The 12,269-nt window shown below is 61.3% G+C and carries 11 protein-coding genes and 1 tRNA gene; 9 read left to right on the forward strand and 3 right to left on the reverse strand.

What is annotated here, in order from left to right:
- The first annotated feature begins 7 nt into the window (after positions 1-7).
- A complete protein-coding gene (locus AB1402_07770) occupies positions 8-610 on the forward strand; it encodes a DedA family protein (protein MEW6541494.1) in 603 nt (200 codons plus the stop codon).
- Positions 611-825: 215 nt separating this feature from the next.
- On the forward strand, positions 826-1,320 hold the full coding sequence (locus tag AB1402_07775; protein ID MEW6541495.1) for a YhcN/YlaJ family sporulation lipoprotein: 495 nt from the start codon (positions 826-828) through the stop codon (positions 1,318-1,320).
- A 58-nt stretch (positions 1,321-1,378) separates the two neighbouring features.
- Here AB1402_07775 and AB1402_07780 read toward each other — a convergent pair whose 3' ends face one another.
- Complete coding sequence (locus AB1402_07780; GenBank protein MEW6541496.1) at positions 1,379-2,134, reverse strand: polysaccharide deacetylase family protein; 756 nt, start codon at positions 2,132-2,134, stop codon at positions 1,379-1,381.
- Between the two features lie 224 nt (positions 2,135-2,358).
- Here AB1402_07780 and AB1402_07785 point away from each other — a divergent pair, with 224 nt between their 5' ends.
- A complete protein-coding gene (locus AB1402_07785; protein MEW6541497.1) occupies positions 2,359-3,390 on the forward strand; it encodes a D-alanyl-D-alanine carboxypeptidase family protein in 1,032 nt (343 codons plus the stop codon).
- Positions 3,391-3,521: 131 nt separating this feature from the next.
- Positions 3,522-3,596, forward strand: a tRNA-Val gene (locus tag AB1402_07790).
- Positions 3,597-3,763: 167 nt separating this feature from the next.
- On the opposite strand, the gene AB1402_07795 is transcribed toward AB1402_07790, so the two are convergent.
- Both AB1402_07795 and AB1402_07800 read right to left on the reverse strand, forming a co-directional pair.
- The gene (locus tag AB1402_07795; GenBank protein MEW6541498.1) at positions 3,764-3,976 is read right to left on the reverse strand and encodes a hypothetical protein; all 213 of its coding nucleotides are present in this window, start codon (positions 3,974-3,976) and stop codon (positions 3,764-3,766) included.
- A gap of 282 nt (positions 3,977-4,258) precedes the next feature.
- Positions 4,259-5,860 (reverse strand): DEAD/DEAH box helicase, encoded by a 1,602-nt coding sequence (locus AB1402_07800; protein ID MEW6541499.1) that lies wholly within the window; start codon positions 5,858-5,860, stop codon positions 4,259-4,261.
- Positions 5,861-6,130: 270 nt separating this feature from the next.
- Here AB1402_07800 and AB1402_07805 point away from each other — a divergent pair, with 270 nt between their 5' ends.
- The 5 genes from AB1402_07805 to AB1402_07825 all read left to right on the forward strand — a co-directional run bounded on the left by AB1402_07805 (position 6,131) and on the right by AB1402_07825 (position 12,251).
- The gene (locus AB1402_07805) at positions 6,131-6,556 is read left to right on the forward strand and encodes a peptidylprolyl isomerase (GenBank protein ID MEW6541500.1); all 426 of its coding nucleotides are present in this window, start codon (positions 6,131-6,133) and stop codon (positions 6,554-6,556) included.
- A 152-nt stretch (positions 6,557-6,708) separates the two neighbouring features.
- Positions 6,709-7,299, forward strand: coding sequence for a DUF1847 domain-containing protein (locus AB1402_07810; protein ID MEW6541501.1), 591 nt, complete (start codon positions 6,709-6,711; stop codon positions 7,297-7,299).
- Between the two features lie 232 nt (positions 7,300-7,531).
- Entirely contained in the window at positions 7,532-9,763 is a 2,232-nt protein-coding gene (locus AB1402_07815; GenBank protein ID MEW6541502.1) for an ATP-dependent RecD-like DNA helicase, read from the forward strand.
- 370 nt (positions 9,764-10,133) lie between these two features.
- Positions 10,134-11,288: an ABC transporter substrate-binding protein gene (locus AB1402_07820; protein ID MEW6541503.1), complete on the forward strand. Its 1,155-nt coding sequence runs from the start codon at positions 10,134-10,136 to the stop codon at positions 11,286-11,288.
- Between the two features lie 78 nt (positions 11,289-11,366).
- Positions 11,367-12,251 carry a branched-chain amino acid ABC transporter permease gene (locus tag AB1402_07825; GenBank protein MEW6541504.1) on the forward strand — a complete coding sequence of 295 codons (885 nt, stop codon included), beginning with the start codon at positions 11,367-11,369 and terminating at the stop codon, positions 12,249-12,251.
- The last annotated feature ends 18 nt before the right edge of the window (positions 12,252-12,269 follow it).

A 12,269-nucleotide genomic window follows, 5' to 3' on the forward strand; every position in this document is an offset into this window, starting at 1 on the left:
GCGGCCGGTGACGGCATGGTTGGACCGGCTTTTCCTGCAATTGACGGAGGCCGTCGCCGCCCTGGGTTACTGGGGAGTGGCGATCGGAATGGCCTTGGAGAGCGCGAACATTCCTTTGCCGAGCGAAATCATCCTGCCGTTCGGCGGGTTTCTGGCAAGTCAGGGCCACCTGAGTTTCTGGGGCGTGGTGCTTGCTGGAACCATAGGTGGAACGGCCGGTTCATCGGTTTCCTATTTCATCGGTTCGGTGGGTGGACGGCCGCTGGTACTTCGCTATGGCCGGTACGTCGGGCTCGGTCCGGAGAAGCTCAATTTGGCCGACCGCTGGTTCGCCCGATACGGTGAGGCCACTGTATTTCTAACCCGTCTCGTGCCGGTCGTCCGGACGTTCATCTCGCTGCCGGCGGGCATTTCCCGGATGAACTTCAAGCGTTTCGTGGTTTACACGTTTGCCGGATCACTGCTCTGGAGCATCGCCCTGACGTACGTGGGCTTTGCGCTCGGGGAAAACTGGCACGAGCTGAAACCGTGGTTCCACCGCCTGGACGTGGTGGTGGTAACACTCCTGGCCGCCGCCGGGCTGCTCTGGTGGTGGCGGTTCCGCCGGTAGGTTTTCCCAGTTTATCTTGGTGCTGCCGGTCCAAACTAAGACGGACCTTCAGTCAGCCTTTTTGAACCGACAGCCCGGTGGACGAAGCCAACGGCGTTTTTGAAAGAGAACGGGCGGGTTCCGCCCGGCAGGCCGGGGATTAATTACCTGCGCCACAAAGGAATGCCTTGCCCGGCGCGGGCGAATACTAGGTCCACACGGAAAGGAGGGAGATTATGGCCCACAGAAGGAATGGGTTCCTGGTGTCGGTTGCCGCGCTGTTAGGGGTGATTCTGCTGGTCGGTGCTCTGGCCGGCTGCGGAATCATGCGGCGTCCGGCGCCGCCCGAACAGGCGCCTCCCGAGGCGCGTCAAGCGTTGCCCAATGACCCGCGGGAGGCGGGCCGGCTGGCAGACAGGCTGGCCAAGACCGCCGCCGAGACCCCCGGTGTGAACAGGGCTACCGTTGTGTTGGCCGGCAACACGGCCTATATCGGTTTGAACCTCGAGGAGGGGATCGAGGGGCGGCGGACCGATGAGGAGAAGGAGCAAGCGGCCAAAAGAGTACAGCAGCAGGAACGGCGCATCGAACGGGTGATGGTAACCACCGATATGGATACGTTTGCCCGCCTGGACAGAATCGCGGCCGGGATCCGCAGAGGGGAGCCGGTCAGTGCTTTTCAGAGGGAATTCGCAGAGATCAACCGCCGCTCAACCCCGATAACCCGGTAATAACGATGAAGCCGCAGCAAAAGCCTGCGGCTTCAACTTTTCTGACGCTTCACGCCGGCTATTCGGCGACGCCCCGCCCATGTTTTAAGAGCTCCGACACGGTGACCAACTGATAACCCCTCTCTTTTAATCCCTGGATAATGCCCGGAAGCGAGTCGGGGGTCTCGTCGGCGCTGTCACTGGCGTGCATCAGGATGATCGCCCCCGGTCCAGCCTGGTCCAGTACCCGTTTGGTGCTCGCTTTAGCCCCGATATCTTTCCAATCCAGCGAATCAACGCTCCACTGAATCGCCCGGTAACCGGCTTCGGAAATGGCTTCGACCACCCGCTCATTCCAGTCGCCGTTCGGGGTCCGGATGAGGGCGGGTGTTCGACCGGTGGTTTCCTCAAGTGCTCTGTGGGCCTTGGCGATCTCCTCCTTGATTACCGCATCCGAAAAAGTGCTGTAGTCTTCGTGACGCCAGCCGTGGCTGCCGACCTCGTGCCCGTCGTCCGCGATCCGCCTGGCGATCTCGGGATATTTTACCACCCAGGGGCCGGACAGGAAAAAGGTGCACTTGACCGCCTCCCGCTCGAGAATGTCGAGCACCGGCGGCGGCACCTTCTCGCCCCAGCTGATGTCGAAGGTGAGTGCCACCACCGGATCCTCGGTTTTGACCCGGTAAACAATCCCGGAGTGCTCGGTGAGCGTTGGCACGACGACCACGGGTCGGCGTGTCATGACCGAGGTGAACGCGGCGGCCGCAAGGACCAGCACGACGGCCAGGACCAGGTTCCGCTTCAAGCTGCGGGCACTGAAAACGTAAATGCGCACAGGGGAACACCGCCCTTCGAACGTTATGGTAAGTTATATTTCCCACCGCAGACAAATATGCCCACGAGGCCGCGCGTAAGAAAACTCCATTGCGGCGAGAGAATAATGCAGGAGCGTGATAGCTGATGAAATTATTGGCAAGGGCAAGCCTGGCCTTGCTAATCGTCTTGTTTGTCTTCCCAGTACTGCAGTCGTCTCCGGCAGCACAGCCAGCGGATTTAATCGTGGAGCCGCCCAGGGTTACCGCCGACGCCGCCATCCTGGTCGACGTCCGGACCGGACACGTGTTTTTCGCCAAAAATGAAAAACACCGAAACGACCCCGCGAGCCTCACCAAGGTGATCACCGCCATCGTCGCGCTGGAGGCGGGCCGTCCCGGAGACGTGGTTACCGTGAGCGAAAGAGCGGCCCGGTTCGGGCGGGGAAGCGTCATCGACCTCCGAACCGGGGAGAAAATCACCCTGGAGAACTTGTTGAAAGCCGCCCTGATAATGTCAGCCAATGATTGCACTATTGCGATCGGGGAACATGTCGCCGGCGACTACGACCTGTTTGTACGGTGGATGAACCTGAAAGCACGGCAGTTGGGAGCATACGACACCCGTTTCCAGAACACGCACGGCTTCACCCACCCCAACCACTATTCCACGGCTGCGGACCTGGCGGAGATCACCCGGTACGCCTTGCGGATTCCGCACTTCGCCGCCCTGGTGCGGACCAGGGAAATCACCGTCTACTGGCGCGAACCGGACCGTAAGCGGACCATCCGGAACACCAACCGCCTGCTTCGCTCGGATTATGAAGGTATCGACGGCGTAAAGACCGGCACGACCTCCGCCGCCGGTCACTGCCTCATTGCCTCGGCCACCAGGGACGGCCGTCAGCTAGTGGCCGTGGTCCTGCACAGCGACGGCCGGTATCAGGACGCCCGTCGGCTGCTGAACTACGGTTTTGCGTTGGAACCCATCGAAGCGGCCACCCGAGGCGAACAGATCACCCGGTTGATGGTCCGCGAGGGTGTGCGGCCCGACGTCGCCGTGGTGCCGGCCGAAACCGTAAAGCTATACCTCCCCGCGGAACAACTCCCCCTGCTGGAGAAAGAAGTCCGGCTGAGAACAGAACTTGAGGCCCCGGTCGCCCCCGGGGTAAAGCTGGGCGAAATGTCCTTCAGGATCAACGGGCGCCAGCTGGCCCAGGTCGATCTCACGGTCGGCTACGGGGTGGCCCGCAAGCCCTGGTACACTCGCCTGCGATGATTCAGCCTGTGCGCCGGGGGGGGCGGCTGATCCCGCATGCCTGGTTCACCCGGGGCGCCGGCGGGGCGTAGCACGGGGTGCAGCCCGGCTTGACAAAAGAGCCGAACTCGGGCATAATGGGAAATACATTCGGGCGGGTAGTTCAGTGGGAGAACGTCTGCTTGACGCGCAGAAGGTCGTGAGTTCAATCCTCGCCCCGCCCACCATCTAGGACTTGCAGTCCCAAGGCGTTCGGCCTTGGGATTCTACAATTTAAAGAGGCGCGCCCAGGCCAAAGAGAGGATAAGGTAACGCCAGTAAGGAGTTATGGCGATTTTGGGTCCTGGATCAAGGAGCTGCCGGTGGCGATTACGGAAAGAGATCTCTGTACAAGCTAGGATTTATCTTGAGTGCCCGTCGGGGGCAGGTCCACGATTGCACTGATCATCGCGAAGGCGTCTTCCCACCATGCCGGACAGCCGGATTGCCCACGGGTAGTGTAGATCTCTTCGTCGGTCCAGAGAATGAAGGCCCAGTTCACCCCGGGAATGGGGGTATCACGCGCGAAGCGGGGTTCGCTGGGGTAGCTCTCCCGGGCCGCCTTCATGACGTCGATTATCCAGTCAAAGAACTCCTGTTCCCGCTCCTCTTGCTAAAAAAGGGTGCCGAAAAACAAAGACCGCCGTTTACGGCGGCTTTCAACTTGGGCGGGACCGGTTGATCGCTCCAAGGGCTGCAAGAACCGGCGGGGCAGGTTGGCGCCGGTGACCGGCTGATGGTCGCGGAGAAAAAAGCGGGGCGGGTTTTTTCCCGTCATCGCCCATGCGGTGGGGAAAACCGTATGGCGCTAGGGTGCGGGGACCCGGGGTCACTTCGGACGTACCGGGGGTCACCGCGGCCGCGCCGGTTCCAGGTTTACGTTCCAGCCCTTGATGACGGCGTGGCGCATCGAGGCCACCACCTGGTGGGCCACCTCCCCGGGCACCTCCAGGAAGGTGAAGTTGTCGTAGATGTCGATCGCCCCGATTACGCCTCCCGGGATACGTGCCTGCTCGGCCACGCCGCGCACGATGTCGGCCGGGGTAACCCCCTGATTCCGGCCGATATTCATGAATAAGCGCACCATACCCGCCTCGGCCCCGGTGTCCCCGAACTTTTCGGCGCGTAGCGCGCCCGCGTCCCGGTCCGCACGTCCCAGGTCCCTGGCCAGCAGCTTAAGGGCGGCGGCGGCCACCTCCGCCGGTTCGTATTCCTCGCTGAGTTCCTGAACCAAAGTGCGGTAGGGGGTGAGGTTGCCGGTGCCCAACGCTTCCAGCAGACGCTGCCGCCAGATCTCCATCCGGCGGTCCGCCACGTCAGCGAGTGAGGGAATGGGGTGCCGTTCAATACGCACCTTCACCAGGCGCTGGATGGTACGCAAAAGGGGCAGTTCCTTTGGGTGCACCAGGGTGATGGCCGTGCCGGTCCGGCCCGCCCGCCCGGTTCGGCCGATGCGGTGCACGTATGATTCCGGGTCCTGCGGGCAGTCGTAGTTGATCACGTGCGAAATGTTCTGTACGTCAATGCCCCGGGCGGCCACGTCGGTGGCCACCAGCAGGTCGATGTCCCCCTCGCGGAACGCCCCCATCACCCGGTTGCGCTGGTTTTGCTCGAGGTCCCCGTGGATGTGGTCGGCGGGGTAACCCCGGGAACGGAGGGCCTCGGCCAGTTCATCCACCCGGCGCTTGGTGCGGCAGAAAATAATGGCCCGGTCCACGGCTTCGGCGTCCAAAATCCGGCACAACGCTTCCAGATGGTCCATGTTTCTGATTTCGCAGTAGATCTGCCAGATATCCGGCGCGGCCACGTACTCGGGATTGATGCTCACGTGGACGGGCGCACGCATATATTTCTCGGCCAGCCGGGCGATGGGGCCCGGGATGGTGGCCGAAAAGAGGAGCGTCTGGCGACCTGGCGGGGTGGCGTTCAAGATGCTTTCGATGTCGTCGATGAATCCCATATCGAGCATTTCGTCGGCCTCGTCCAACACCACGGCCTGAAGGTGTTCCAGGCGCAGCGTCTTCCGGTTCAGGTGATCCAGCACCCGCCCCGGTGTGCCCACCACCACGTCCACGCCGCGCTGCAGGGCTTTGATCTGCCGTCCGATGCCCTGACCCCCATAGACGGGCAGTACCCGGGTGGTCGTGTACCGGCCGACGCGTGCGAACTCCTCCGCCACCTGGATGGCCAATTCCCGGGTCGGGGTCATTGCCAGGACTTGCGGCCAACCCCGCCTGGGCTGCAGGCGCATCAGCAGAGGAATGGCGAAAGCCGCCGTCTTCCCCGTGCCGGTCTGAGCCTGACCGACCAGGTCCCGGCCGTCAAGGAGTTGGGGTATGGTCTGGAGCTGAATCGGCGAGGGTTCCTCGAAACCCATGTCGTCCACAGCCCTCAAGATTTCGGGGTTTATGCCCAGGTCGGCAAAACTCGCCGTCGGTCTTTCCTTACTCATATCGATAGCCTCCGAATCAACTGGTAGTGTTTCCAATAAGGGTTCATCCGGACGACCGTTGCCTTTGGACCAGAAATGGTCTTCACAGGTAGTGTTTCCAATAAGGGCCTATCCGGACCCCAAATATTGTATCACTTTTCTTCCACAACGAAAAGGCAGTCTTGCGGCGCATGCGGCGCACAGGACGCCCTGATTCAACGAGAATTAGCCGTGGTCAACGGCGGGGATGCTGGTTATAATGAGAAAGAAACGTGCAGAGGAGGGGCTCGGTTGAGCAAAGCGGTCATCGAAACGGAAAAGGGCAACATCGTCGTGGAGTTGTTCGAAAAGGAAGCCCCCAATACCGTAGCCAACTTCACCAAGCTCATCAAACAGGGTTTCTACGACGGACTGACTTTCCACCGGGTAATCCCGAGTTTCGTCATTCAGGGCGGCTGCCCCAAGGGCAACGGCACCGGCGGCCCGGGTTACACCATCAAGTGCGAGATCAACCCGAAAAAACACGTCCGGGGGGCCCTTTCCATGGCCCACGCGGGGCGGAACACCGGCGGCAGCCAGTTCTTCGTCTGCCACGACTCTTTTCCGCACTTGGACGGGGTCCATACCGTATTCGGCCAGGTCGTCGAGGGGCAGGACGTGGTGGACCGGATCAAGCAGGGAGACCGGATGACCAAGGTGAGGGTGGAGGAAGAGTAGCAGGAGGCGCCGCTGCGGCGCCGTCACCCCGGATTCGCGTGGTATAACCAGGTGTTCGCCGTATGCTGCAGCGCCGGCGGCCCGCAGGAATCCCTCTGCCGGCGGCGAATTCTTGCGCGAGGGATCTGCGGGCCGAAAAGGGGTGAATCGGGTTGAAATGTGCCGACTGCAAGCAGAATCCCCGGAACGCGTGCGACAAAACCGGCTTTGACTGTACCGGCGGCAAGCTGGTGCTGTCCGAATACGCCCTCCCGGAAAACCGGCCTTTCCTCTCGTTGAGCAGTGAATTTCAGTGCCAATTCGGCAATGCGCTCAGCCGTCTGGAGGAACTGGTCAAATTCTGTGAAGCAATGGGCTATCGTAAGCTGGGCCTGGCTTTTTGTTTGGGCTTGGCCCGGGAGGCCGGCGACTTGGCCGCGGTGCTGGAAAGCAGAGGTTTTCGGGTCGAATCGGTTTGCTGCAAAGTGGGCGGTCTTAGAAAGGATGACTTCGGTCTCGAAAAACTGGACCCGGAGAAATGCGAGACTCTGTGCAACCCGGTAGCTCAGGCCAAGATTCTGAACCGGGCGAGGACCGAGCTGAACATCGAGTTAGGTTTGTGCGTGGGGCACGACATTCTGTTTCACAAATACGTCCGGGCACCGGTCACGGTGTTCGCGGTAAAGGACCGGGTGCTGGCGCACAACCCACTGGGCGTGTTCCAGGCCAGTTACCTGCGCAGACGGTTCGGCCTCGAGGAATAGCGCGATGAACGGACGGAAAGCCGGCTTTTGGCACCGGTGGCCCTTTCACCGTCTTCTGCCTGCAAATAGCCGCTCCATTGACCGGTGACAATGGTAACCTTATAACACAAGACTGCCGGAGGCGTGGAAGAAGAAGTCCGGTGCCCCGGGAGGGTTTGCGCTTGAAGTGGTGCACGCCAGACGAGGCCCCCGGCTGGGCTGAGGAGTCCGGGGTGCCCCGGGAGGGTTTCCATTGGAAGTAGTCCACGGATATCTGGAACGGATCACTTACTACAACGAGGAAAACCACTTCACCGTCGCCCGGCTGCAGGAAACCGGGAAAAAGGAACTGATTACGATTGTGGGCAACCTGGCCGGCATCACCCCCGGGGAGTCCCTGAAACTCACCGGGAAGTGGGTTGCCGACCCCCGGTTCGGGCCGCAGTTCCGGGTCGAGAGGTTCGAGACCGTGGTTCCGGCGACGGTCAACGGTATTCGCAAGTACCTGGGTTCGGGACTCATCAGAGGCATCGGTCCCGTAATGGCCAAAAGAATCGTTAAGGTTTTCGGCCTGCAGACGCTGGACGTGATCGACCATTCCCCCGGGCGGCTGGCGGAGGTGGCCGGCATCGGCCCCAAGCGGGTGGCCCTGATCACCAGGGCCTGGGAGGACCAGAAGGAAATCCGGGGGATCATGGTTTTCCTTCAGGACCACGGCATCAGCGCCGCCTACGCCGCCAAGATATACAAGCAGTACGGAAACGCCGCGGTGGAGGTCGTGAAAACGAATCCGTACCGCCTCGCGGCCGACGTGCACGGCATCGGCTTCATCACCGCCGACCGGATCGCGAGGCAGGCGGGCATCGATCCCAATTCCATCACACGGGCCGAGGAAGGGACCCTCTACGTCCTGAACGAGAGCACCAACGAAGGACACGTCTACCTCCCTTGCGAAACGCTCGTGACCCGGGCGGCCCAAATGCTGGAGGTCAGCCGGGACCTCGTTGCCGAGGCCCTGGAACGGTTGATCACGCGCCGGCGTGTGGTGCGGGAGGACGAAGCGGTGTACCCCGCGCCCTTTTACGCCGCCGAAACCAGTCTCGCCGAGCGCCTGGGCGGGCTCCGGGACGCCGGAGCCGCCGTCGGGGTACCCGGGGGTACCCGGCGGGGGTACCCGCGTCAGTGGGTCAGTGGGTCAGCGGGTCGGGTGGACACCGCCCAAGCGCTTCCCTGGGTGGAAAAGAGGCTCGGGCTCCGGCTGGCCGAGAAGCAGGCTCAAGCCGTGGCGTGCGCGGTGTCCAACAAGGTCCTGGTGATCACCGGCGGGCCGGGTACCGGCAAAACCACCATCATCAGGGCGATGATCAACATCTACCAGGCTCTGGGGGTGCGGGTCGTCCTGGCCGCCCCCACCGGCCGGGCGGCAAAACGCATGCAGGAGGCTTCGGGGCACGAGGCCCGGACCATCCACCGCCTGCTGGAGTTCAGCCCCGCAAAAGGCCGTTTTCAGCGCGACCAGGACTCGCCCCTGGACGCTGACGCCGTTATTGTCGACGAGGCTTCGATGATCGACACCCTGCTGATGAACAGTCTGGTCCGGGCCATTCCACGAAGCGCCGCCCTGGTCCTGGTCGGGGACACCAACCAACTGCCCTCGGTCGGTCCGGGAAACGTTTTAAGAGACATTATCGATTCCGGCCGGTTCAAAGTGGTGACCCTGACCGAGATCTTCCGGCAGTCCCGGGAAAGCCGGATCGTGGTAAACGCCCACCGGATCAACCGGGGCGAGTTTCCCGATTTGCGCCCGCCGGAAACCGGCCGCCCGTCCGACTTCTACTTCATCCAGGAGGAGGACCCGGCAACGGCGGTCCAGACGATCCTCAACCTGTGCAAGGTACGCCTCCCCAAGCGCTTCGGCTGGCACCCGGTGCGGGACATCCAGGTGCTCACGCCGATGCACAAGGGCCTGGCCGGCGCTGCGAACCTGAACGCCGAGCTGCAAAATCTATTGAACCCGGGGAAAGAAGGGGTGGTTAGGGGCCACCGGATGTTCCGGACTCACGACAAGGTCATGCAGGTGGTGAACAACTACCAGAAAGAAGTGTTTAACGGGGACATCGGCCGGATTACGGCCGTGCACTTCGACGAACAACAACTAAAGGTGAACTTCGACGGCCGGACCGTAGGCTACGAGTTCTCGGAACTTGACGAGCTGGTCCTGGCCTACGCGGTCTCCGTGCATAAGGCCCAGGGAAGCGAATATCCGGTGGTGATTATGCCGGTGCTGACTCAGCACTATGTGCTTCTGCAGCGGAACCTGGTCTACACCGGGGTGACCCGCGGAAAAAACCTGGTGGTGCTCGTCGGCACCAAGAAGGCGTTGGCCATCGCCATCCGCAACGACGAGCCGCGCCGGCGTTACACCAGGCTGCGGGAAAGGCTCTCCGGGTTTCGTCCCGGGTATGGCGGCGAAATCAGTAATTAGTGTCGGCCGGTGCGTGATTATTTTCCGGCGGACTAGACCCGGAGCAGGAATTCCGAGGAATTTGCAGAATTCTATAACATTCGCCCGGCAATCAGCGCCGGTTCTCCTTCCGTCCGGACGATGCAAGAACCGCCGTCAAGCTTGCCCGAAAAGTTTTTAGCTTGAATTTAACCTTGCAGGAAAGGTATTAGTAAGGATGAATATCTAATGGTGGTCCAAGAGGTGGTCCACCGGGTAGGAGCGCGTTTAAGGTTTTTGTCGATTGCAAACTTAGGCGGGGGGGGGTGGTTCCGGGGAGAGCAATCGTCCGGGTAGGGGCCAGAAAAACCCAATCAACTTCTTTTACTCTTATTTTGGGAGGGGAAACTTGGTGAGAGTGTCCAAATGGGTAGCCCTGTTGACGGTGATTCTCTTTTCGCTGTCCATTATCGCCGGTTGCGGCGGTGGCCAAGCTCCGCCCCCGGCTGCGGCGGAGGAAATCAAGATCGGTTTGATCGCCCCCCTGACGGGTGACGTCAAGACTTTCGGCGAATCCGTGAAGAATGCTTTCGAGCTGGCGATCGAGGAATCGGGTAACAAAGTCGGAGACTTCAACATCAAGTACGTCATCGCCGACGACCGGAACGTGGCCACCGAAGCCGTGAACGTAGCCGACAAGCTCATCACCCAGGACAAAGTATCGGCGATCGTGGGTTCGGTTACTTCGTCCTGCACCATCCCGATTTCGGAAGTGGCTCAGGCTGCGGGCGTGGTCGTGATCAGCCCGACCGCGACCAACCCGAAGGTCACCGTTGATGCCGGGAACCGCAAAGACTTCATCTTCCGGGCCTGCTTCATCGACCCGTTCCAGGGCACCGTCGCGGCCCGCTTCGCCCTTGACGAACTCGGCGCCAAGACGGCGGCCGTCCTGTTCGACCAGGGGAACGACTACACCATCGGTCTGAAGGACTTTTTCAAGGAGGCGTTCGTCGCCGGGGGCGGCACGATGCTGGCTGAAGAGGCCTACGCCAAGACCGACACCGACTTTTCAGCAGTGCTCACCCGGATCGCGCAGCTGAAACCCGACATCCTGTTCCTGCCCGACTACTACCAGAAAGCCAGCCTGATCGGCAAGCAGGCCCGCGACAAGGGCATCACCGCCGTTTTCCTCGGCGGCGACGGCTGGGACAGCCCGGACCTGGATTTCGCGGCCATGGAAGGCGGCTACTTCACCAACCACTATTCTCCTGAGGACCCGCGTCCGGTAGTGGCGGAATGGGTAGCGAAGTACACCGCCAAATACGGCCAGACCCCCGACGCCCTGGCCACCCTGGCGTACGACGCCACCAACCTTCTGCTGGCGGCCATCGAGAAGGCCGGCTCCAAGGACCCGGCGGCCATCCGCGACGCGATGGCGGCGACCGACGGCTTCCAGGCCGTGAGCGGCAGCATCAGCTTCGATGAGAACGGTAACCCCATCAAGTCGGCCGCGATCCTGCAGGTCAAGGACGGCGCCCAGAAGTTCGTAACCATCGTAGATCCCTAGAGTTGCACAAGGTACGGGGGAAAGAGCAAAGCCTCTTTCCCCCGCTGCCTGTTTTCAGGTTGGGGGGGGTAAAGTGGGTTGGAGTATTTTCTAGAACAGGTGATCAACGGGCTTCAACTGGGTATGGTTTACGCGCTGATCGCCCTCGGGTACACAATGGTCTACGGCATAGTAAGACTCATCAACTTCGCCCACGGCGATGTTTTTATGGTGGGGGCGTTCATTGGCTATTTCGGGTTCACCAACTGGAACATGCCTTGGCCGCTGGCGATCGTGGTGGCGATGATTATCTGCGCCGCGCTGGGCATGACCATTGAGCGGCTTGCCTACCGCCCTCTGCGCTACGCACCGCGGATTATGGCGCTCATTGCCGCCATCGGTGTGTCGTTCTTCATCGAGTACTTTTGCAGCCTGAAGTTTATGTTCGGTCCGAACTACCGGGTGGTTCAGCGCCCTTTTGAAGAGGTCTACTGGAGCATCGGCGGGGTCACGATTTCCAACATCCAGGTCCTGATCTTCGTCACCGCGGTGATAATGCTTATCGGCCTTCAATACCTCGTGTACCGGACCAAGCTCGGCGCCGCGATGCGCACGTTGTCCTTCGACCACGACACCGCCCGGTTGATGGGCGTGAACGTAGACCGCACCATCTCCTTGACCTTCGGAATCGGCGCGGCCCTGGCGGCGGTGGGCGGCGTGCTTTACGCCATCGCCTACCCACAGATTTTCACGTTCATGGGAATCATGCCCGGCCTCAAGGCCTTCACCGCCGCCGTGCTGGGGGGTATCGGCCTCATTCCCGGAGCGATGCTGGGGGCTTTAATCATGGGCCAGGCGGAAGTGATGACCGCGGCGTTCATCTCCTCCCAGTTACGCGACATGATCGCCTTCTCGATCCTAATTTTGGTGCTGCTGATTAAACCCACCGGCATTTTGGGCAAGACCCAGCCGGAAAAGGTTTAAATGAGGAAGGATACGCCA

The organism is Bacillota bacterium (assembly GCA_040757205.1).
Lineage (GTDB): Bacteria > Bacillota > Desulfotomaculia > Desulfotomaculales > Desulforudaceae > Desulforudis.